Origin of the sequence: Microcoleus sp. FACHB-68, assembly GCF_014695715.1 — a bacterium.
Lineage (GTDB): Bacteria > Cyanobacteriota > Cyanobacteriia > Cyanobacteriales > Oscillatoriaceae > FACHB-68.
Genome location: NZ_JACJOT010000008.1, coordinates 881,591 through 906,394, shown reverse-complemented (window position 1 = coordinate 906,394; position 24,804 = coordinate 881,591). Strand labels below are relative to the sequence as shown.

At 47.0% G+C, this 24,804-nt stretch carries 6 protein-coding genes and 1 CRISPR repeat array; of the genes, 5 read left to right on the top strand and 1 reads right to left on the bottom strand.

Annotated features, from left to right (window positions below):
• Positions 1 to 16 precede the first annotated feature (16 nt).
• Both H6F73_RS12690 and H6F73_RS12685 read left to right on the top strand, forming a co-directional pair.
• Positions 17 to 1,375 (top strand): AAA family ATPase, encoded by a 1,359-nt coding sequence (locus tag H6F73_RS12690; protein ID WP_190759094.1) that lies wholly within the window; start codon positions 17 to 19, stop codon positions 1,373 to 1,375.
• Entirely contained in the window at positions 1,372 to 6,138 is a 4,767-nt protein-coding gene (locus tag H6F73_RS12685; protein WP_190759093.1) for a WD40 repeat domain-containing protein, read from the top strand. The genes H6F73_RS12690 and H6F73_RS12685 overlap by 4 nt, the downstream gene beginning before the upstream one ends.
• A gap of 90 nt (positions 6,139 to 6,228) precedes the next feature.
• Here H6F73_RS12685 and H6F73_RS12680 read toward each other — a convergent pair whose 3' ends face one another.
• The gene (locus H6F73_RS12680; protein ID WP_190759092.1) at positions 6,229 to 6,372 is read right to left on the bottom strand and encodes a hypothetical protein; all 144 of its coding nucleotides are present in this window, start codon (positions 6,370 to 6,372) and stop codon (positions 6,229 to 6,231) included.
• A gap of 1,698 nt (positions 6,373 to 8,070) precedes the next feature.
• On the opposite strand from H6F73_RS12680, the gene H6F73_RS12675 reads away from it, so the two are divergent.
• From H6F73_RS12675 to H6F73_RS12670, 3 genes are all read left to right on the top strand, one after another.
• Positions 8,071 to 13,005, top strand: a complete 4,935-nt coding sequence (locus H6F73_RS12675) for a PD40 domain-containing protein (RefSeq protein ID WP_190759091.1) — start codon at positions 8,071 to 8,073, stop codon at positions 13,003 to 13,005.
• 39 nt (positions 13,006 to 13,044) lie between these two features.
• Positions 13,045 to 13,173, top strand: coding sequence for a hypothetical protein (locus H6F73_RS27000; RefSeq protein ID WP_277882604.1), 129 nt, complete (start codon positions 13,045 to 13,047; stop codon positions 13,171 to 13,173).
• A 175-nt stretch (positions 13,174 to 13,348) separates the two neighbouring features.
• Positions 13,349 to 18,878: a CRISPR direct-repeat array (repeat unit 36 nt; unit sequence GTTTCAATCCCTGATAGGGATTCAAGTGAATTTCAA).
• A 504-nt stretch (positions 18,879 to 19,382) separates the two neighbouring features.
• A complete protein-coding gene (locus H6F73_RS12670) occupies positions 19,383 to 24,452 on the top strand; it encodes a hypothetical protein (RefSeq protein ID WP_190759090.1) in 5,070 nt (1,689 codons plus the stop codon).
• Positions 24,453 to 24,804: the final 352 nt, after the last annotated feature.

Here is a 24,804-nt window from a genome sequence, read left to right as displayed (position 1 = left end):
AAAAAGGTAAATTGTTATGGCATTGGATGTACGCAGATTTTATAAAGCTTGTAACCCCTCCAAAGCAATCGATATGAAAAATGCCGAAGAGGAGAAATATTACATTGATTTCTCTCCCGTTCGAGGCAGCAAAATTATCGAAGAAATCGAGCGCACCATCGCCATTCTGCAAGCCGATGAGCCAACTTGCCAGTTATTTAGCGGTCATATCGGCTGCGGAAAATCTACAGAATTGCTTAGACTCAGAACCGAATTAGAAGCGCAGGGATTTCACGTCGTTTATTTCGAGTCCAATCAAGACTTGGAATTAGTTGACGTGGATGTTAGCGATATTTTGCTGATGATTGCTCGTCAAGTCAGCGAAAGTATTGAGAAACTGAAGATCGAGTTGAAACCAAAAGGCTTTAGATCTTTACTTAAAGGTGCCAGCGATCTGCTGCAAACCGAGATCGATTTAACCGCTGAAGCCTCGCTGCCGGGAGTGGGCAAAGTACGTGCCGGCACAGATGGAGAGTTTTCACTGGCATTTGGAATTGGTAAAATTACCGCACAAGCGAAAGAAAGCCCCGATGTCCGCAGCCGGCTCAGAGAATACCTCGAACCGCGCACGAATAGCATTCTGCAATCGATTAACCAAGAACTTCTAGAACCGGCCATTCAGTCACTCAGGCAGCGGGGACGAGAAGGACTGGTGGTGATTGTCGATAACCTGGATCGGGTTGATCCACGCCGGCTGCCATCTGGAAGAACACAGCCAGAATATCTGTTTGTCGATCGTGGTGAGCAGTTACGCAAACTCAACTGTCACCTGGTTTATACGATTCCGCTAGTCTTAACCTTCTCCAATGATTACGGTTCATTGATGTCTCGCCTGGGTGGTGGTGTAGATGCTAAAGTCTTGCCAATGGTGCCGGCGCAGCTATCCGATGGGCTGGACTGCACCGAAGGCGTGGCATTGCTGCGGCAGATGGTACTCGCCCGTGCATTTCCGGATGTCGAACCAGATCGACGCATTACTTTAGTAACAGAAATCTTTGATAGCCTTGATACCTTAGATCGGCTGTGCCGTGTCAGTGGTGGTCATGTTCGGAACTTATTAGGGCTACTGTATCGCTGTATTCAAAAAGGCGATCTACCCATCCCGCGTCAGCGGTTAGAAAGCGTTATTCAGGAACGCTGCAACGAACTCTCGCGAGCAATTGAACCCGATGAATGGGAATTGCTGCGTCAAGTCGCACAAACAAAAAGCGTCAGGGGCGAAACAGAATATCAAATCTTGCTCCGCAGTATGTTTGTGTTTGAATACCGCAACGATCAAGGGCACTGGTACGACATCAATCCGATTTTGGCAGAAGCAAAAGAATTCAAGTCATGATACAGCCGAACCAAGATGAAGAAGTTGTGGCCGGTAACGAGGGTTCATTGCAAACCCTCTACCGGGCAATCGCACTCAGTGAGGATCAGTTTTCACTGATCTTAGTGTGCTGCAACTATGAATCTTTGCGTGAGCGGATGGTTCGGCTGCTGCGAACACTCTGTGGCATAGAAATACCAGAACTTGTCTTAGGGGAGACAGTCCAAACACTTTATAGCCCGATCCAAGCCGCATTCGGCAGCGCTCAGCCACCGGCATTGATGGTATTTGGGTTAGATGGAGTGAGAGCAATCGAGCAAGTGCTAACCTCAATGAACGCTGACCGGGAGGAGTTTCGCAAACACTGCCGGTTTCCGCTTTTATTATGGGTTAATGATGAAATTCAGCCGAAGATGATTCGGCTAGTGCCTGATATTGAAAGCTGGCTGACAACGGTTGAATTTGCGCTACCCACGAATGAATTAATTGATTTTTTACGACACAAAATTGAGCGAATTTTTAGTGCGGTTTTAGAAACCGGCGCTAGCAAGTTTTTGTCCAATTGCACACTTCTGGGTAAGCGCAGTTGCTTAGAATTTCAGTCAGCTTTGAAGGATTTGCAACGGCGCGGAATTCAGTTAGATTCAGAGTTAGAAGCCGGTGTGAAATTTGTTCTCGGTCGAGATGCTTACGCCCGTGATCTCATTGATGGGGCAATCGAGAATTACCAAAAAAGTTTAGCCTTTTGGCAAACGCCTAGGGAAGAGGAGCCGGCAGGGACATCTCCTGAAACTTGTTCCCTGCAACCGGCTCCTTATTTAGAGCGACAGGGGGTTTTGCTGTTTCATCTCGGACTGTGCTATCGCCGCACTGCTGATCGGGTGCCGGCCCAAAAGCGCAGATACTGGCAACAATCCCGACGTTATTTCCAACAGTGTGTAGATATCTTTGAGCGAGCAGGACGCCCGGATTTAGTTGCACAGTTTATCACCCACCTTGGAGAAGTTTTGCAGCGATTATCTGCTTGGGGATCGCTAGAAGCCCTGGCCCACAGATCCCTACAACTCCACCAGATGTTTGGCAATTCCATTCAGTTAGCCCAAGATTATGCGTTTTTCGCAAAATCTGCCCTGCGGCACGCTCGATGGGAAGATGCCAAACAACAAGCAGAACTTGCACTGCAAATCTTAAACGGTGTTGCCGACCAAACTCAAAATCCAGAGTTATTTCCCTTACTTTGGAGGCAAGTTTGCCAATTATTTCTTGTGAAAGCGCAGCGGCATTTAGGGCAGCGACAAGAAGCACATAACAGTTTAGAAGAGATTGCTTTTGAAATGACAACAGCGATTAGTGAAAGTGAGCATCGATATGATCCCCTCCGCTACATTCGATTTCTGGAAATATTGCGCTCGCTGTACTTTGAAGAAGGTCACTATCGAGCGGCATTTTGGATTAAGCAACAACAGCGTTCTATTGAGCAGCAATATGGTTTACGGGCTTTTATTGGGGCAGGCCGGCTCCAACCTCAACAACCGGCACCGAACCTAGCAGCAGTTGCAGAACGGGCACATCAAGGCACCGTTGCCTGCGAAATTATAGCGTCTGGCCGGCAGCAAGATGTTGAGCGTTTAAAAACTAGAATTAGCAGCCCTCAGCATAAACTGACGGTGATTCACGGGCAGTCCGGTGTCGGCAAAACTTCGATTGTTACTGCCGGGTTAGTTCCTGCTCTCAAAGAAAGTTGTATTCGCACGCGAGACGCCTTGCCGGTGGTGTTGCAAACCTATAACGATTGGGTCAGCAAATTAGGCCGGCAGTTATCAGATGCGCTCTTAGAAATTAAAGGTATTCAATTTAACGAGCCGCTTGATTCTCCCTTGGCAATTTTGGAATTATTGCGACAAGATGCCGAGCGCAATTTGTTAACTGTATTAATTTTTGACCAATTTGAAGAATTTTTCTTTACAAATAAATCTCAATCGGAAAAACAGCAGTTTTACGCATTTTTAAACGAGTGCCTAAATATTCCGTTTGTAAAAGTCGTGCTGTCCATGCGTCAGGATTATCTACATTATTTATTAGAGTTTACTCGCCAGACCAGGCTGGATGCCATCGATAACGATATTCTCAGTAAAGAGATTCTTTATTATTTAGGAAATTTTACGCCGGCAGATGCGAAAGCCGTTATCCAAAGTTTGACGCAACGCTCCCGATTTTATTTAGAGCCGGCCTTAATTGAGCAAATTGTGCAGGATCTGGCTGGAGAAAGTGGCGAGGTTCGCCCCATTGAGTTACAGGTGATTGGTGCCCAACTACAAGCGCAAAATATCACAACACTGACGCAGTACCTACAAAAAGGGCCGAAAGCCAAATTAGTTGCCGAGTTTTTAGAAGAAGCCGTCAAAGACTGCGGCCCAGAAAACGAAAGTATTGCCCGAATGGTGTTGTATTTTCTCACCGATGAAAACGACATCCGGCCCCTCAAAACTCGCGCTCAATTAGCCGATGATTTAGCAGCAGAACCAGACAAATTAGATTTAGTCCTAGAAATTTTAGTTCAATCTGGAATCGTTTCCTTATTAAAAGAAGTCTCAGTTGATTTCTATCAACTGGTTCACGATTATCTGGTTAGCTTAATTCGCCAGCGCCAAGAACCTCAACTGCAAATAGAACTGCGGCTAACAAAAGAACAGCTCAGACAGGCACTTTATCAAGAACAACAAGAGCGAAATCGGGCAGAAATAGCAGAAATTGAAGCACTTTCTTCATTATCTCAAGTGTTGCTGCTCTCCCATGATCAACTCGCAGCATTAGTTGCCAGCGTCAAAGCCGGCAGACAATTGCAACAGACACACGCCTCCCCAGACGTTAAACAGCGAACAGTTGAGAGATTACGGCAAGCTATCTCAGAAGCGCGAGAACGCAATCGCTTGCAGGGACATCAAAATTGGGTAACTCAGCTCAGTTTCAGCCCTGATGGCCGGCTGCTAGCCTCTGGCAGTGGGGATGGAACGGTGAAACTGTGGCAACTTGACGGCAGCCAGATCCTAAGTTTTCAAGGCCATAGCGACTGGGTGAATAGTGTTAGTTTCAGTCCGGATGGTCAAATTATTGCGTCTGCCAGTTGGGACAAAACGGTAAAACTTTGGCAGCTAGATGGCACTGTGATTACCACTTTTCGGGGTCACAGTGAGCGGATCTTTAGCGTGTGTTTCAGCCCGGATGGCCAAACGATTGCCTCGGCCAGTGAGGACATGGCAGTGAAACTTTGGCAGCAGGATGGAACGTTGCTAACCACCCTCACGGGACATCAAGGTTGGGTGAGTGGCCTGAGTTTTAGCCCAGATGGCCAGATAATTGCTTCCGCCGGCACAGATAGTACCGTGAAATTGTGGCAACTTGACGGCACATTATTAACTACCCTCAGCGGTCATGGCGACCGAGTTTGGAAGGTGAGTTTCAGTCCTGATGGGCAATTGCTGGCTTCCGCGAGTGCCGATAAAACAGTGAAACTTTGGCGAAGGGATGGGACATTGCTGGCTACCATTGCCGGCCATAGTGATTGGGTTTCCTGCGTGGGTTTCTCTCCAGATGGGGAGACACTAGCCACCGGCAGTTGGGATAAAACGGTGAAACTTTGGCAGCTAGACGGAACCGCTATCGCCACTTTTAAGGGTCACACCGACAAAGTTAATAGCGTGCGGTTTTCGCCAGATGGGACGATCCTGGCTTCTGGCGGCGCAGATACCACGATTCGGCTGTGGCAGCTTGATCTGGCTTGCCGGCGAAATATTACTCATCCAGATCGGGTGATGAGTGTGGGTTTCTCTCCAGATGGCAGGACACTCGCAACTGCCGGCTTTGATAAAATGATTAACCTCTGGCGTCTTGATGGCACACTCTTAGCAACGCTTGCCGGTCATCACGATTGGGTGAAGCGCGTCTGTTTCTCGCCGGATGGGCAGATTTTGGCCTCTGCGAGTGCGGATAGAACCGTGAAGTTGTGGCGTCTCGATGGCACACTCTTAGCAACGCTTACCGGCCATCACGATTGGGTCGGTGGCGTATGTTTCTCGCCGGATGGTGAGATTTTGGCGTCTGCGAGTGCTGATAGAACCGTGAAACTGTGGCGTCTTGACGGCACACTGCTGACTACCCTGAGAGGTCACACAGACAATGTTTGGAGTGTGTGTTTTTCACCGGATGGCAAGACATTAGCTTCTGCTAGTTGGGATTCTACGGTTAAGCTGTGGGACATGGAACGCTGGGACGCTTTAGAGCCGGTTTTGACAACATTGCAGGGTCATAGCGATCGCGTCTGGGATGTGAGTTTTAGCCCGGATGGCCAGATTTTGGCCTCTGCCAGTTGGGACAAAACTGTTAAGCTTTGGCATTTGGATGGAACGCTCTTGCAAACCTTGGACGGACATCGAGATTTAGTTCTGAGTGTGATTTTTAGTCCAGACGGTCAGATTTTAGCCTCTGCCGGCGCAGACAAAACGATTAAACTCTGGCGTTTGGACGGGACAGAACTGCAAACTTTGCGGGGTCATAAGGATACGGTTTCACAGGTGAGTTTTAGTCCAGACGGCCAGATTTTAGCCTCTGCCGGCGCTGATAAAACCGTGAAACTTTGGAGTCTTGATCGCCTACAACCCCAAGCTTTGGATCTCGATGAGTTACTGCTGCACGGTTGCAATTGGCTCAGTAACTATCTGAAAACCAATCCCAATGTGAGTGAGAGTGAGCGGTATTTGTGTGAGGAGAGGGTAAACGAGACTTAAAAGCGTTTTGCCATTGAACGGATACCGTATTTGACGTGAGAAATAACCTATGAGACGTAAACCCGTGAATGCTGTGTAACCTTTTTACCTTCATACCGGCAACCCGCTTAAAAGTAAGGCTGCCGGTGGCAGAACTCCCCATCGCCAAGCGAATGCAGAGCGAGCGAGTCCTGTAATCGCGGAACACTTGCTCAACCGTCCTGATGTTCGGTTGGTGCTTTTGTTTACAGGCACCACCGGCTGCCGGTTGCCGTCTTACGTCTAAATGCTTCGCACTCCAATCCTGATCAGGCTTGGAGACAGCAGACACGCAGGCGGGAACGTTGCCGGCTGTACTCTCTCAGTACAGTGCCTATTATCCGTTGCCGCGAGTGTCATAGTTACCATGCTATCTTTCGCCAGAAGAGAGACAATGGAATTAGGTAGAAAAAGTTGATATATTTTACCAGAGCGTTCTCGGTAATTTTCCCGATTTGTTGTCGTTGTTGAAGATAGTAATGCGAGGGGACACGTAAAAAAAAAGCAAAAGACAAAGTGAGGGAATATTAAAGGCATCTTTCAACTTTAGGGCTTCAGTTTTTAGTCGCGCTGTATCCAAAAGGACAATTCAGTAGCTGTTGGCATCAAGCAATGTTTGGACAACCCAACGAATCTACTAAATTAATAAAAAGACTGAGAAAAGCCATGAAGAATCAAAAACCAAGGGCACAGCCTCCATCCGTTTTTCGCACAAAGAAGGAGATCGTTAATATGCGAAAGCAAATAGTTAGTTTGATGATAGCGCTGCCGATGCTGCCCTGGCTGGGTATGGAGGGGAGCTGGGCCGGCAATAGTAAGATGATAATGTTGGACAGCTCGGTTTTGCAATCAATAGCAAGAGCCGGTAAAGACAGCTTCAATTTTCCTCAGCCGATTTTGTCAGCACCCGTAGCAACTGGACGGAAAACAAGAGAGTGCCGTTTATTGGGGATAAATTGTGATATATGATGCGGCACGGGTTTCTCGTCAGTGAGTTTGTGGTGGTGAGTGAAGCAGCAAAAAGCAACGAACCTAAGCTAAGCGGAAAAATTCAATCGGTTAAAACTGGATAGACTAAGATGTGTTGAGGGTTCTAACTCCAGGATTGGTTTATGCAAAAAATTAGCAATTTTGAAGTAATTTTTGATTGCTGCAAAGTTAAAAAGTTATTTCAGAATCCAAGCCGGCTCTCTCTGAGATTGCGCCAACCGGCTGCCGGTTAATCCCAACGAGTGCAGTTAAACAATCGGCAGACTTTTTATACTAAGTTCTAAAATAACCAGTCCTGAGTAAACCTCACTCGCATCCGAATCAAGACAGCAACAACCGACGAAGGCAGAAACAGGGGGAGTGCGCTGATTAGCGGCTACCCATTTAATTTGTTGATTGAGATTAAGAGAAACTGTAGGGGCGTACTGACGTGTGCGCCCGCTTCACAGGAGATGGACAGAGCAATTCGCAGATTTTAACCCCCTCGCCGGCAAGACGAATGAGATGTGCTTTAACTGATTCCTTTTTAGGGTGAATTTCGAGTTGACTGCCACCGGGCTAAAATGTTGATGGGCGTGCCGGCAAGAGCAGCCGAACTTGCCTCTGCTCTGGCTCGGTGTTCGCAAAGCAAACCGGCAACACTGAGTTTAATTGCTGAAAAGCTGCAATCAAGAAACGCTGCAATGACTTGAGCTGAGCCAGATGCAAAGATTGCACAGGCTAAACAAATCACTAAAATAAGTGGAACTTATTGCCTGAACACACCAGTCACAAAGCGTGATAGGTAAAACAGGAAATTCAACGCGCTTGAGGCAGTATGTTGTTGTGGGAATAATAAAACATGACTGACCGCAGATCGAACGAGCGCATACAAGGGGGGTGCTAACTTCAGATTAATTCGGTTTTGACAAAGGAATTTAAGGCATGATCGATCCGCACCGGCAACACGAAGATATCGCCGCACAAAACAATAGCGCTCTGCGGACGCTCAACCGAGCGCTGACCCTCTCAGAAGGGCAATTTTCCTTGATTTTAGCCCGCTGCAACTACGCAACCCTGCGAGGGCGTATCGTAGAAAAGCTGCGGGAGCAATGTCCTGTTCAAATTCAAGAGCTGTTCTTGCCGGCATCTGTGAAGATGCTCTACGCCACCATTCAGACAGAACTGGCTAAAGAACAACCGGAAGCTTTGATGGTATTCGGCTTAGAGTCAGTCAGTGCCATCGATGAAGTCCTCACCTCAACCAATTTAGTTCGGGATGAATTTCCCCAAAGTTTTCGCTTTCCCCTGGTATTGTGGGTGAATGACGAAGTGCTGCAAAAGCTGATTCGCTTAGCACCCGATTTTGAAACCTACGCCACGGCTTTTGAATTTGCCCTCACCACAGAAGAACTGATCGATTTCATCCGGCAAAACACAGAACGGGTATTTTCTGCTGTTTTGAATGCCGGTGCCGGCCAATTTTTGCCCAACTCCACCATCCTCAGTTCCCCTTCTTCCTCAGAACTGAAATCAGCCCGCACAGAGTTACAAAAGCGCGGCGTTAAGTTAGAACCCGCCTTAGAAGCCGGTCTGCAATTTATTTTAGGGCGTGATGACTATGCCAATCACCAAATAGAAGCCGCCTTAGAACACTATCAGCAAAGCTTGAACTTCTGGCAGGAACAAGTCAATAACCACCATCCCACACTCGCCCAAATCCCGCTTTCCCCTCACCCGACATCAATTAGTTACCATAGCCCTGAGTTCTCCCTTGATCGACAGTGGCTGGGAGTCGTACTGTTTCATATCGGGCTGTGTTATCGCCGGCAAGCAGATCGGCATCGGGCGGAAAGCCGGCGCTACTGGCAAGAAGCGCGTCGCCATCTGGGACAGTGCATTGAGGTTTTTGAACACGCAGGGCATCAGGACTTAGTCGCTAAATTTATCAACCAGCTAGGCGAAGTGCTGCGAGATTTAGAAGCCTGGGAAGACTTGGCAGTGCTCGCTCAAAAATCCTTGCAACTGCATCAAACCGGCACCCATCAAGTTCAACTTGCTCAAGATTATGGGTTTCTTGCAGAAGTTGCCTTGCACCAGTCTAACTGGCAACAGGCCCAGCAATACGCCCAGCAGGCTTTGGCTATTCAGGCGACTGCCCCAGTACAAACGCCCCAAGCCGCCGCAACCGGGCCACATCACCGGGGTTTATATCGCTTGCTTTTGGCGCAAGCCTTGGATGAGCTGGGCCAGCATTCTGAAGCCGTTGCTCGACTCGAAACAGCCCGCCAAGAAAGTCAACCGCAGTACGATCCCTGGCTGTATCTCCAAATCTTGGAAAAGTTGCAAAAGCTGTACTTTCAGCAAAGCCAGTATTTAGACGCCTTTCATATTAAGCAAGAACAGCGAGCCATAGAAGCCCAATATGGCTTCCGCGCCTTTATCGGGGCAGGCCGGCTGCAACCGCAACGACACGCGATTAATCCCGCCTTAGAGCCGGTTTCTGCAACTGTTACTGAAGATATTACGGCTTCTGTGCGGCAGAAAGATGTCCAGCGTTTACTAACCAGAATGAGCACAGCCCAGAATAAATTGACCGTTATTCATGGTCAGTCTGGCGTGGGTAAAAGTTCGATTGTCATGGCAGGGTTAGTGCCGGCTTTAAAACAAACCAACGTTGGCACTCGTGAAGCCTTGCCGGTGGTGCAGCAAGTTTACACCGACTGGATTGCGGAATTGGGGAAAACTTTAGTTCAAGAACTCAAGACGCTGAAAAACGGTCGTTTTTCTCCAAGTTCTAACCCAGCCACACTCAATTCAGCGGCAGCGATTCTGGAACAATTACAAAAAAATGGTGAGCGCAATTTATTAACGGTTCTCATTTTTGATCAATTTGAAGAATTTTTCTTTGTTTGGAAAGAACAAGCAAAACGACAAGAATTTTTTGAATTTTTGCGAGTTTGTTTGAATATTCCATTCGTCAAAGTTATTATTGCCCTACGAGAAGATTACCTACATTATTTATTAGAGTGCAGCCGGCTCACCCAACTGGATGCAATTGATAACGATATTCTCGGCAAAGATATTCTTTATTACTTGGGTAATTTTACCCCAAAAGATGCCACAGAAGTTATTAAAAACTTAACCGATAGAGCGCAGTTTTATTTAGAGCCGGCCCTGATCCAAGAATTAGTGCGGGATTTGGCAAGTGAAACTGGGGAAGTACGCCCCATAGAATTGCAAGTGGTTGGTTCGCAACTGCAAGCAGAAAACATCACTACCCTCGAAGACTACAAGCAAAAAGGCCCGAAACAAAAACTGGTAGAGCGATTTTTAGAAGAAGCCATCGAAGATTGTGGCCAAGAAAATGAAAACGCCGCCAGATTTGTGCTGTATTCCCTCACTGATGAAAATGATACCCGCCCCCTAAAAACTCGCGCTGAATTAGCCGCCGATTTAGCCTCAGTTGAAGAAGCCAGCAAATTAGATTTAGTTTTAGAAATCTTAGTTGAATCGGGGTTAATATTTCGGTTAAGAGAAGTGCCGGCAGAACTTTACCAGCTCGTTCACGATTATCTGGTTGCCTTCATTCGCCAGCAGCAAAAATCTGACAGACAGGCGGAATTTGAAGAACTGCAAAAGCAAAATAAACTAAACCAAGATGAAATCGAGAAATTGCGACGAGATAAAGAACTCCTCGCTCAATTAGCGAAGACAAAAGAGGAAAAAAGTCAAGTGGAAGAGAGACTTAACCGCAATCAAAAATGGCAACTTCGAGCGGCTGTGGCCGGCCTTGTATTGCTGGCTGGCATGACTGCAATGGCATTGCACCAAAGACAACTGGCAGAAAACGCCCAGACTGAGGCATTGCAATCAGCCTCTAAAGCACTTGTCCTCTCAATTGACAACGATCAGCTAGGCGTGTTGGCAAACAGCGTCAAGATTGGTCAATCTGCTAAGGAGACATCATCCCTATCGGCAGAAATTAAAAATCAGATTGCTCAACGACTCAGACAAACCGTTTCTAGAGTTCAAGAAAGCAACCGCTTAGTGGGACACAAAAACAAGGTTTTGAGCGTTAGTTACAGCCCTGACGGTCAAACCATTGCCTCCGCCAGTGCAGACAGCACTATCAACCTCTGGCGTCCCGATGGCAAATTGCTGAGAACCTTAACCGGCCATGACGGGAATGTTACGAGTATTACGTTTAGCCCGGATGGTCAGACAATTGCCTCTGCCGGCACCGACAATACCATCAGACTTTGGCGTCTTAACGATGGCCAATTGCTTAAAACGTTTAAAGGTACAAATAACAAAGTAATTTTTACCAGTATTAGTTTCAGTCCCGATGGCCAAATTATTGCTTCTGCTAGTACCGATAAAACGATTAATCTTTGGAATCTCGACGGCAAAGCGCTAAGAACACTCAAGGGACATAAAGATTGGGTAGTAGATGTCAGTTTTAGTCCAGATAGTCAAACCCTTGCCTCCGCCAGTGTGGATGGCACCGTTAAACTGTGGAACAAGGCCGGTAAAGAACTCAAAACCTTAAATAAAGAGCATACAGGCGGCGTTTACAGAGTTAGCTTTAGCCCCAACGGTCAAACCTTCGCTTCTGCAAGTGCCGATAACACTATTAAACTCTGGCGTATTAGCGACGGCACAGTGATTAACACCCTCAAAGGGCACAGTGATGTCGTTTACAGCGTGAGTTTCAGCCGTGACGGCCAAACCCTGGCCTCTGGCAGCGCAGATAACACTGTTAAACTCTGGAACATTGATGGCACCGTTTTGAAAACCTTAAGAGGCCATCAAGATGTTGTCAGGGCCGTGAGTTTTAGCCCTGACGGCCAAACGATTGTGTCTGCTAGCGATGACCAAACCGTCAAACTTTGGAGTCGCGACAGCACCCCTTTACCTAGAGCACTTGTTGGGCATAGTAACTGGGTTTACAGTGTGAGTTTTAGCCGCGATGGCCAGAGGCTAGCGACCGGCAGTTCGGATAACACGGTTAAACTCTGGAACATTGACGGCACTTTAATCAAAAATTTAGAGAGACATGAGGATGCCGTGAATTCAGTGAGTTTCAGTCCTGACGGTCAGTTTTTTGCTTCTGGGAGTGCAGACAGCACGGTTAAACTCTGGAGCAAGGACGGCACTTTAATCAAAAATTTAGATAAACATGAGGATGCAGTCAATAGTGTGACATTCAGCCCCGACGGTGAAATGATCGCCTCTGGGAGTGCAGATAAGACGGTTAAACTTTGGAGTAAAGACGGTAAGGAACTCCAAACGCTTGAGCACGAGGAGAGTGTCAATAGCGTCACATTTAGCCCCGATGGTCAAACGATTGCCACGGCAAGCGCGGACAAGATGGTTAAACTTTGGAGTAAGGCCGGTAAGGAATTGAAAACGCTCAACTATGAGGCAAGTATCAATAGTGTGACATTTAGCCCCAACGGTGAAATGATTGCCTCTGCCGGTGCAAGTCCAGACAATAGCGTCAAGCTTTGGAGCAAAGATGGGACATTGCTGAAAACGCTCCCGCATGATGCCAGTGTTAATAGTGTTGCATTTAGCCCCGACGGTGAAACGATTGCCACGGCAAGTGCGGACAAAATGGTTAAACTCTGGCGCACAGACGGGACTTTAATTGCCACTCTCAACTTAGACGATGTGGTTAATAGTGTGAACTTCAGTCCTGACGGCCAAACCCTTGCCTTAGCCAGCTCCGACAAAACTGTTATTCTGTGGCGTCTGGGCGATCTGGATTTAGATAGTCTGATTGTGCGCGGTTGCGGTTGGCTGAGGAATTACCTGACGAATAATGCCGGCAGTGAAAGCGAGGGTCAGCTTTGTGATGGGGTAGCAACGCGCTAGCTGGTTGTATTCAGAATAACCGAGCCGGTGTGAGAGGAAATGAGCGACTTATTTAAAGAATTTGAGCATTTCCTGAAACTGGCCCAACCCCTGTCAGAAGAAAGCGATTGGGGGCAAATTAAGGCAGAGATTCAGGTTAATGCCGGTTTTCTGAGTAATATTTGTTAATAAGTCAATATTTGCCGCTCAAGATGATTCATGTAGAGATATTGCGGGGGTATCTTTTTAGCGCTTATAGCGGTTTATCTTTTAGGTTTGGTACAGTTTGCCCCGATCCTCTCTTCACCCACACTATAAGCTTGCACTCATATTTCTAAAGACCGCTATAGCATAGCACTTATAAACTTTAATCTCTTTCAATAATTCTATTGAATTTCAAGTTGACGGGTGTAGTTAAAGGCGATATCGTCTGCTTGTTTCAATCCCTTTCAGGGACTCAAGTGAATTTCAAGTCGGCACAATGCAGCCGTAGCTTTAGGGCTATATTTTAAGTTTCAATCCCTGATAGGGATTCAAGTGAATTTCAAGGATTGCCGGCATCACCACACTAACGGGATTAACTGTTTCAATCCCTGATAGGGATTCAAGTGAATTTCAAGGTAAAAATTCACTTTTACACGCTTGAAAGCACCACGTTTCAATCCCTGATAGGGATTCAAGTGAATTTCAAGATGAATGCCACAGCGTAGCATTTTGGGGTGGGTATCGTTTCAATCCCTGATAGGGATTCAAGTGAATTTCAAGGAAGAAAGTCAGCTAAAATCGGCACGGACTAAACCGTTTCAATCCCTGATAGGGATTCAAGTGAATTTCAAGAAGAAAGTCAGCTAAAATCGGCACGGACTAAACCGTTTCAATCCCTGATAGGGATTCAAGTGAATTTCAAGTGAAGCGGATGTTGTTTGCGTTCCGGATACCTGCATCATCTAATGTTTCAATCCCTGATAGGGATTCAAGTGAATTTCAAGAAGAAATAGCAGAGCGAGTAGCCAAAGCCGCCATCGTTTCAATCCCTGATAGGGATTCAAGTGAATTTCAAGGAGAAAAATGAAGGAAGAAGTTAGCGAAAAACTCAAGTTTCAATCCCTGATAGGGATTCAAGTGAATTTCAAGCATTTTTGGGCTTGCCGGCGGGCCAATACTGCTTTGTTTCAATCCCTGATAGGGATTCAAGTGAATTTCAAGTTAAAACAAGCAACCTTTCGTCGCATTACTAGCGTTTCAATCCCTGATAGGGATTCAAGTGAATTTCAAGGCTATGGATGTTAGGTTTATCGACGTGGAAGAGATCGTTTCAATCCCTGATAGGGATTCAAGTGAATTTCAAGTTTGCGCCGGCGCGGGAGGACGCTATCTGGGAAATGGTTTCAATCCCTGATAGGGATTCAAGTGAATTTCAAGCTTATTAAACCGCAAAAATTCGTTAGATGGTCAGGGTTTCAATCCCTGATAGGGATTCAAGTGAATTTCAAGCCTGCCGCGCTTCCTTAACTTCCGCTTGATTAGTCGTTTCAATCCCTGATAGGGATTCAAGTGAATTTCAAGGTGTACGCTCCTCAGTCCGGCTCCGCTCTACTCACTGTTTCAATCCCTGATAGGGATTCAAGTGAATTTCAAGTATTGGACTATTTGCAAAATCATTCAAGCCTGCCGATTCAGTGTTTCAATCCCTGATAGGGATTCAAGTGAATTTCAAGCACTCATGCTCTTTATTCTTCTTCCAAGAGTTTAAGTTTCAATCCCTGATAGGGATTCAAGTGAATTTCAAGTAGCCAGTGCAGGGAGTGCCGGCAGAATAAGAGAAACGTTTCAATCCCTGATAGGGATTCAAGTGAATTTCAAGATGATTCTATGAAGAATTTTATATTCATCCCGAAGATGTTTCAATCCCTGATAGGGATTCAAGTGAATTTCAAGCAGTCACTCAATAGCCCAGGCCATTTCACATACGAGTTTCAATCCCTGATAGGGATTCAAGTGAATTTCAAGGCGAATCCTGGATGAAAGATGCTGATAGCGCTGAGGTTTCAATCCCTGATAGGGATTCAAGTGAATTTCAACGCAGTTGCGGGTATCGGTTGCCCATGAAAGCCAGAGCCGTTTCAATCCCTGATAGGGATTCAAGTGAATTTCAACCGATGGTAGTTGCTTGAAATTTCAACACCATCAGTTTCAATCCCTGATAGGGATTCAAGTGAATTTCAATTTGCTACATTGTGATCCTGTTGTGAAGAAATGTGTTTCAATCCCTGATAGGGATTCAAGTGAATTTCAAGTCTTTTCGTCGTTTTGCCTTTTGTATACCGCTTGTAGTTTCAATCCCTGATAGGGATTCAAGTGAATTTCAACTTTGCTGGATTGCAATCCTGTTGTGAAGAAATGTGTTTCAATCCCTGATAGGGATTCAAGTGAATTTCAAGAGGAATGCGAAAAATTTTTTGCTTTGAAACCCGTTTCAATCCCTGATAGGGATTCAAGTGAATTTCAAGTGTATTACACGGGAAAGTCCTGTCTCGGTTTGTCTTGGTAGTTTCAATCCCTGATAGGGATTCAAGTGAATTTCAATTATATGGAGAATAGCAAGTTATAAAAATTTACTTGTTTCAATCCCTGATAGGGATTCAAGTGAATTTCAATTGACCCAAAATGTCAGTCCTGAATGCTGGCTTAGTTTCAATCCCTGATAGGGATTCAAGTGAATTTCAAGGCATCAAATTGGCCAAAAATGTAATTGCCACTTTTTTGTTTCAATCCCTGATAGGGATTCAAGTGAATTTCAATCTACCCAATCGCTGGAAAGAATTAATACGCCTTTCGCAACGTTTCAATCCCTGATAGGGATTCAAGTGAATTTCAACATTAGCTATGGAACGGAGCGTATTTAGTTCATAGGTTTCAATCCCTGATAGGGATTCAAGTGAATTTCAAGGAACGCGCAACAACTCTTTACGGTTCCTACTGCAGTTTCAATCCCTGATAGGGATTCAAGTGAATTTCAAGTTGGCGGCAACACTTGACACTCAAGTGGTAAGTGGTTTCAATCCCTGATAGGGATTCAAGTGAATTTCAAGCTACCTAAGTAATCCAGGGTGTAAGCCTACATAGTTTCAATCCCTGATAGGGATTCAAGTGAATTTCAAGGTCTGACTCGACACCTCCACTCGACACCTCACTCGTTTCAATCCCTGATAGGGATTCAAGTGAATTTCAAGAGGCATCGCACGAATGTGATGCCGGTGAGCTAGGTTTCAATCCCTGATAGGGATTCAAGTGAATTTCAAGTTAAGCCTGGTTACTTTGCTCGTGATTACATCAGGTTTCAATCCCTGATAGGGATTCAAGTGAATTTCAAGAGTGCTGTCGAACCCTTGTTGGGTCGTTACTCGGTTTCAATCCCTGATAGGGATTCAAGTGAATTTCAAGTGCTAACAATCCACCAGATAAATCCGATGGGATTGTTTCAATCCCTGATAGGGATTCAAGTGAATTTCAATACAAAGCAGGTCGATGCCCAGATTCGGATGCTGTTTCAATCCCTGATAGGGATTCAAGTGAATTTCAAGTGCTGTCGGCATACCAAGCGCCAAGGGGAGCTAGTTTCAATCCCTGATAGGGATTCAAGTGAATTTCAATGGGGTGCTACTGCACCTCGTCCTGCCGAAGCATCGTTTCAATCCCTGATAGGGATTCAAGTGAATTTCAAGCCGAAACGTATGACACATGGATTGTGAGCAGACACAAAGTTTCAATCCCTGATAGGGATTCAAGTGAATTTCAAGCACACGCAAATACACGCGAGTAGAATTCAAGGAAAATCTAGTTTCAATCCCTGATAGGGATTCAAGTGAATTTCAAGTTCGTATGTAAAATGGCCTGGGCTATTTAGTGATTGGTTTCAATCCCTGATAGGGATTCAAGTGAATTTCAAGTTGCCAAACAGAGCTAAGGATTTTGTACGCCAAAGCCGTTTCAATCCCTGATAGGGATTCAAGTGAATTTCAAGGATAAAAACTAGATTTGCTTTCGCACAGGAAAGCCAGTTTCAATCCCTGATAGGGATTCAAGTGAATTTCAACATATTCTGATTCATATCCCAATGAAAGCCAGTGCGTTTCAATCCCTGATAGGGATTCAAGTGAATTTCAACCAGATTTATATTTTATCTTCGATTCCAAACTCAGTTTCAATCCCTGATAGGGATTCAAGTGAATTTCAACCCAGGCCATTTTACATACGAAAGCATAGAAGAAGAGTTTCAATCCCTGATAGGGATTCAAGTGAATTTCAATAGTCTTCGTTCTAGGGAGTTAGGATGGATCACTGGTTTCAATCCCTGATAGGGATTCAAGTGAATTTCAAGCAAGAATAGCAAGCGCGAAAATATATGATTGCTCAGTTTCAATCCCTGATAGGGATTCAAGTGAATTTCAAGTGCCAATTAATGCCCTCTTTGGGAATGGTAATCAGTTTCAATCCCTGATAGGGATTCAAGTGAATTTCAACCTAGCGTTGGTTATGGCTGGGTGGCATTACTGAATGCGTTTCAATCCCTGATAGGGATTCAAGTGAATTTCAAGTTCAACTATGGCCAAATGGAGCCAAAGAAGGTGTTTCAATCCCTGATAGGGATTCAAGTGAATTTCAATGATAATCTGACTCATTGTGGTTCATGTCCTGTTGTTTCAATCCCTGATAGGGATTCAAGTGAATTTCAATTCTGAAGATTTGGACTTTAGCGAGTATTACCGCAAAGTTTCAATCCCTGATAGGGATTCAAGTGAATTTCAATCCGCATAAAGACAACTTCCCCCCCCGTATCCAAGCGGTTTCAATCCCTGATAGGGATTCAAGTGAATTTCAAGAGAAAGAAGCCATCTATCCTCAGCCCAATTATGGGTTTCAATCCCTGATAGGGATTCAAGTGAATTTCAAGTTTGGTTGCTTTCAGTTATCCTGCTTGGTTCCCTGTTTCAATCCCTGATAGGGATTCAAGTGAATTTCAACAGCCAGTCGCGCTCTTTGGTAAATGTGGTGCAGTGGTTTCAATCCCTGATAGGGATTCAAGTGAATTTCAAATATTGTTCTGCCGGTAGTTCTGATAGGAATTTATCGGTTTCAATCCCTGATAGGGATTCAAGTGAATTTCAATTTATTGATCATTTCGGCTCCCCGATTCGTTTGGTTAGATGTTTCAATCCCTGATAGGGATTCAAGTGAATTTCAACTGCCAAGGCCCAAGGTATAGAGCCGGCGGAACTTGGTTTCAATCCCTGATAGGGATTCAAGTGAATTTCAATGCTAGCAGAAGCCGATAGTTTCCTCCTCACCCTTGTGTTTCAATCCCTGATAGGGATTCAAGTGAATTTCAAGTAGCTGGGATTTTTGCAGGCTTTGAAGGGTTTGCCCGTTTCAATCCCTGATAGGGATTCAAGTGAATTTCAATCCACTGGCTTTAAGTGCGGCAATTGTTATCGGCATTGCGTTTCAATCCCTGATAGGGATTCAAGTGAATTTCAAGCCACGCCGATTAAGTGGAGGAATCGTTGCAGGTCTGTTTCAATCCCTGATAGGGATTCAAGTGAATTTCAATTTACCTAGCTTGCCAGCTTTCTTATCCTCATCCCAAGTTTCAATCCCTGATAGGGATTCAAGTGAATTTCAATATTGAGGGTGAAGCGGCAATGCGCGAAGGCTTTGTTTCAATCCCTGATAGGGATTCAAGTGAATTTCAAGTTGGCTGGCGTATAATTAGCCGTTAGTGAGGTTTGTTTCAATCCCTGATAGGGATTCAAGTGAATTTCAATGTGAGTGGTTTTAAGTATGCTCAGACCATGACTGTTTCAATCCCTGATAGGGATTCAAGTGAATTTCAAGGCGCGAGTCTGAAGACCGTGCTGTATGTAGTTTTCAAGGTGCGGTTGCGCGAATCCTCTTTATAGTAGTTTATCAACCCGATTTGCGTCAACAAAATCATCACCGGCACTAACCTAAAATCTAGTATCTGTAAGCATTCCAGCGATTGCGCGGATCGAATACGAGCAATAATTGCCCTCAAACCCTTGCACAATCTAAGTTTAAACCCGATTTTATCCCCCCTCTCTGGCAAACACCTACCCATCCGCGCCACCGGCTCAACCAAAAAATACGATTAAATCTGTAAAAACCTTTCTCCCCTTTCCCAGTCAATCACAAAGAACTTGGCCAGAAGCATAGAGTATAGTATACTCAACCGGCACTCATGCTAGATGCCGGCGATCACCGCCCCCACAAGCGGGAGAGATCACTCAAAACTTGAGGGAAATCTAGCATGATAGAAAGTAACAGCCGGGTTTCCGGGAGTTTAAATCTAGCTGACGCACGTTCTAGCCAGGGGTTCTATGGTGAGTTCTCATCTGGATCGAATTCAAGAACTGATCGCTGATATTGACGGGGTGCTGCGGCAGCCGAGTCCGCGCTTGCCGTGGATGGGAGAAACTGCAAAAGACTCGCGTCGGGTTCTAGAACGAACTCGCAGCTATCTGGTAGAACTGCGGCAACAAATCGCCGCAAATGACTTCATGGCTCAAACCGCCATAGCACCGCCGGCAACAAACATCCAGCCGGTTCAAAGTTCCCTGACAACACAAAACACCGCCGATCCGGTTGCCATTGAACAGGTATTACAATCGGTTGTGCAAGACATGATGGGGTTACGCGCTAACCTCATGCAGCCCTTGCAGGCAGACTTAGAAGCCTTGCAGCGCGAACGCAACACCCTGCTTAAAGAAATCCGGCAACTAGAGGCACAGCGACAGCAGCAGCAAACTCTAGCCCAACAGTCGGCTTACCAGCAGCAAATCATTTCAGAATTTTTGCAAGGGTTAATGGGGCGTGTGCACGAGAGTCTGACTCAGCAAGTTAGCCAGACTCTCAATAATATAGAACACCAGCTTTTAAATTATGAATCGGTAACCGGCTACCAAAGCCCCGCCTTAGAAGGAGCCGGTGAACCTGAGTCAGTTCCCTATATCCCGGTGTGGGACCCATCCGCCGCATACCGGCAAGTTTCTGCCGCACCCCTTCACCCACGCCAGCGCCTAGAGCAAATGCGGGCGCTACAGCAGAAAAGCGACGAGCTATTATTGACGCTCGATTCTACCATCAGTGTCGTCTTTGAAGCGCTGCTGCGGAATGTTCACGGCTATGAAGAGTCTTTGTCCACTGGACTGGAAAAGATGCACAGCTTGGGGCAACAGGGTGAAACCATGTTTTCTCACTTGGTTAATCACCTGGCGCTAAAGTTAGGGCAAGAAGCAGCCGGCTTTTTGCAATCACCAACGCCGGTGGCAAATCTAGAACCGGCATCGGGCGAAATTCCCTCCTCAACAGCTTCTCAAGCCAAATTGCCGGCCAGCGAGGCCAAGAAAAAGCGCGAGGTGTCTCCACCACCGGCACAAGCAAAAGCAACTGAAGCACAAGCCCAGACTAAAGCAAAACGACGTAGCGCTGAATCCACCACAACACCGGCACAGAAAGGGGGCAAAAGCGGACAAGATCAGAACTCTGCACGGGCAAGTCAAGAATCGGTTGAACGGCAAAGCCCAGTAGAAGAGCCGGCAGCCCTCTCTTCTGTAGAACCAGCGCCCAGCGCCCCAGACAATCAGGCAGTTATCGAAGAATTGCTGATGGATTTGGAAGTAGGATCTGCCAACTCCACCCAGTCAGTTGATGCCCTCTCATCGGCAACAGCCATTGACTCGGAAGCAACAGCACCAGAGCAAGAAGATTTTGATGCTTGGCTGGATTTGCTGGGCGCAGAATGGCAAGAAGAATCAGCCGCGCCCACCCCTGAAACTTCCCCAACAGAAGCTGGGTTAAGTGCTGGGGAAGATACAGCCGTCATGGAGCAACAGCTTAACAATCTGTATGACAATTTATTTGGGGTTGATGAAGAAGCGGTGCCGGCTCAACCGGCAGAGGCAGCCCCAGTCCCGTCAGAAAGTGCCGGTTTAAATCTATTTGAAGAAGCATTATTTGAGGGCTTTACAGAACCGGCTGAGGAAAGCATTGAGACATCTGTGCCGGCTCAAACTACCGAGCCAGCAGCGCAGTCACTCGAAGAATTTCTATTTTTTGAAGACGAGCCGGCAGCGGATCAAAGTCCTGAGAATCTTGAAGATTTATTTCAAGAAAAACCCGCAGAAGTTGAGATCAACCCCTCACAAGTTGTTTCCGAACCGGCATCAGTGACAGAGGTTGCTGCCAGTAGAGTAGACAATCTAGAAGTACAGGAAACGCCCTCGGACTTATTCCCCGAACCGGCAGCCCCCACACCCACGAAACAACCCGCAGAGGCAAAGCCTCGCAAAGCTAAAAAAGAGCCGGCACCGCAAACCAGTCAGGAACCCGATGCCCTAAATCTTTTTGACGACTGGGCGGCAGACAGCTACATCCCAGCCTCACCCGATGAAAATCTGCTGCCAACTTCTATAGAGGAAGAAGATCCCGATCGCGCTCTTGCCGTCAAGATCACAACTCTACAGCAACTCCAAAATGATCTTTCCAGCCTGGAAGGTTTTGACGACTTCAGTGCCGAGGCGCTTAACGTGCCGGCAGATTTAGACGTGGCTGTGAATGAGTGGACACCTGAGAAACCAGGATCGTCCCTCGAACCGACACCAACGCCCCCGGAACGCCTGCCGCAGCAAAATTGGGAAAGCACGCCCCTTGGACAGTGGACAGAAGAAATAGAAGTTTCCCAAGCGCCGGCACCGCCAAGCAGCCCAAATTTAGGGGCATCACCGGATGAGCTGAGCGTTTCAGACTTGGCGGCAACGCCTGAAGAAGAGGCACTTTTAGCGAGTGTAGATGATTGGTTCGCCGAGTTGGCCGGTGAAAGCGAGGCTCTACCGGCAGACTGGGCCGACTCTAATCCTCCCCTACCGCCCACAAACACGCCTAACATGACCCTGGAAGAGGCGTTTGCCAGCATGAGTTCGGCAACCGCCTCTTCCAGGGCACCTCAAGATTTATTTGAGTCCACCGATAGCAAAGCGAAGGCGATCAGCAGCGAACCGTCTACCGAGGATGCCGGCAGCTCAACCCTTGACGATCTGTTTGCCAGCTTGACTGAGGAACCCCCGGCACCCGTTGAGGGAGAAGCAGCCGATTTATTTGAGCCACAAAATTGGAATCCCGATACCACCGGCACCGTTTCCCCCGACGACATGGGCACCTCAACCCTGGATGATCTGTTTGCCAGCTTAAATGAGGACTTTCCGGTGTCCCCAGAGCCGGCTCTCACGGAGACGGCAGCAGTCAATGGCGAAGATATGGGCACCTCAACTCTTGATAATCTGTTGGCGAGTCTCAATGAAGATTTTCCAGTGCCCCTTGAATCTGAGAAACCGCGCCCAGTAGGCAATTTGACAGATATGCTGGCCGATGAAGCCTTGCCACCTGCCGAACCCGCCCCCCCAGATTCAAGCAGTGAAAAAAAAAAGAATTTAGAGCCGGCAAACCTCCTGGAAGTCTTTGAGTCTGCCACGTCTGAACCGGCTGGCGTGGCAGGAAATCGGCTGCCACAGAAGGATGAAGTAACTCAACCCGTTGCAAAAGCGCAACCGCCGGCAGTTGTGGTTGAGGAGGAGCCAGGGGAAAAAATCTGGTATCTTGGCATTGATTTTGGCTCAACCGGCCTTTCAGCAGCGCTGCTGAACTGTCAAAGCTGTGAAGTGTATCCAGTCTATTGGATGGCAACGGAACCAGCCGAATCTGGGGTGCCGGTGGAGCGTTCGTTTCGCTTGCCCACGGCTGTGTACCAGCCAGATATGAGCGCTCAGGGTTCTGGGGTTGAGAACAGCACAGAGATGCAGCTAGAGCACTTTAAGCCTTATTTAAAGGTAGGCATCACCGGCACCAAAATTGAGGGGAACGCCCTGACTCACTCAGCGCTGCCGTGGGAGCCGATTCTGCAGTGGTCTGCCGGCCAGGAAATTCCGCTCAGTTGGTTGCAACAAGCGCTGACAGGGCTGCTGGCGACGCTTAATCCCCTCAAGAATCATCCAGAAACAGCGTTATTAACGGGGGCTGCCGGTCTGGAGTCGGCCACATTTAATTCGGCCCTGACTCAGTTGGCGGGGGTGTTTTTAAATCAGCCGGCACAATGGCCCGATAGTTACAGTTTTAATTTACGCGAGGCTGTGCTGGGTGCTGGGTTGGTGCGCCGTGCTGAGCAAATTGTTGTGGTTGAGGATGCGATCGCAACCGTGCTGTCGGTTGTGCGGGGCGCTGCCGGTGAAACGTTGAGCGTGCCCAGCAGTGTGTCTCAAAAACTTGATCTATTCAATGCAGACTGGTTGGGAGAGACGCTGATTTTAAGTGCCGGTGCGGTGACATCGGAATTGGCGCTGGTCAATTTGCCGGCGAACCTTCAAGATTTAACATACAGTGACTTCAACTTTCTCAGTTGTCCTTATGCCGGTGATGCGATTGACCAAGATATTATCTGCCAATTGCTATTAAAAGGTGAACCGAGGGGCAAAACAGCTTTTACGCTTCCCGCTTTACAAGATTTACCCCAAGCCGGTCAGCCGGATCTGCACAAACGCTATCAATTGCAGCAGCTTTTGCACGGTTCAGCGGAGGGAGAGGCGCTTTTAGAAGCGGCGAAGCATTTGAAAGTGATTTTGCAACACCAAGATCGCTTTACGCTGGAGCTTGGAAACCAGCGCTGGACTTGCACTCGCAAGGAATTGGAAACCCGCGTGTTTGTTCCGTTTGTTCAGCGCTTGAATCGAGAGCTGAATGTGCTGCTGAGCCAGACCGGCATTCAGCCGGTGGCCATCGACCAAGCGATTTGTACGGGTGCCACGGCTTCGCTGCCGGCGATCGCTCGCTGGTTACGGCAAAAGCTCCCGAATGCCACGATTATTCAGGATACTTATCAAGATCGCCGTCCGCCGGCTTGCAGTCGCATCGCCTGCGGTTTAGCGGCGTTGCCTCTCCACCCTCAAGTTTTTGATATCCACCGGCAGCAGTATAGCGATTTCTTTTTGCTCAGAGAACTTCTGAGTGCGTTTCCGAACTCTGCCTGTAATGTTGCGGAGATTGTGCGCTTACTCGAACGCCGAGGGATTAATACTCGTGCTTGTCAGGCGCGTATTTTTACGATCCTTGAGGGTGCGCTGCCTGCCGGTTTATTGCCAAGTGAGATTGATGCGGTGCTGCTGAATGACGAGTGCCGGCAAGATCCTGATTTCCTAGGGCTTAATGCGGCTCCCCTTTTCTATAAGGAAGATAATCAAACTTATCGTCCGAATCCTCAGCAATTTCAACGACTGCGAACCTATTTCAACCAGCTGGTAGCCGGCACCTATCAGCAATTAGAGGAGCCATTTACGGTGGATTTGGGGCAGCGTCTCCAAAAATCTGCATCGTTGTTGGACGTAAGTGCTCAAGACTGGTGAGCTGTTACCGAAGGCTACAGGGGCGGGGTTGAGACAACTCCGCCCAATTTTTCTCACAACTACCATCAAATCTGATGAATTAGAACTGATTCATCAGGAACGGCAGGCTTCCTTTACAAGAATCGTGAACGTTTTTATCCAAGATTAAAAAACTGATTTACACGCGAAATCAGCTTTTTTTGCCCCTGAACCCTCACCCCCTCACCCTATCACCCCCTCACCCCCTCACCCTTTCTATTCCTAAAGGAAGAGGGAGTAATTGGCAATTTGGCAACAACAGGATTTGCTAATTCCTGTAGGATAATCTTCAATCATTCAGAAAAGAACCCAAGCGGAAACTAACCTATTTACT

Bases quoted from the DNA above. Each gene is read 5' to 3' on its own strand.
- H6F73_RS12690 (WP_190759094.1), top strand. From the start codon at position 17: ATGGCATTGGATGTACGCAGATTTTATAAAGCTTGTAACCCCTCCAAA.
- H6F73_RS12685 (WP_190759093.1), top strand. From the start codon at position 1,372: ATGATACAGCCGAACCAAGATGAAGAAGTTGTGGCCGGTAACGAGGGT.
- H6F73_RS12675 (WP_190759091.1), top strand. From the start codon at position 8,071: ATGATCGATCCGCACCGGCAACACGAAGATATCGCCGCACAAAACAAT.
- H6F73_RS27000 (WP_277882604.1), top strand. From the start codon at position 13,045: ATGAGCGACTTATTTAAAGAATTTGAGCATTTCCTGAAACTGGCCCAA.
- H6F73_RS12670 (WP_190759090.1), top strand. From the start codon at position 19,383: ATGGTGAGTTCTCATCTGGATCGAATTCAAGAACTGATCGCTGATATT.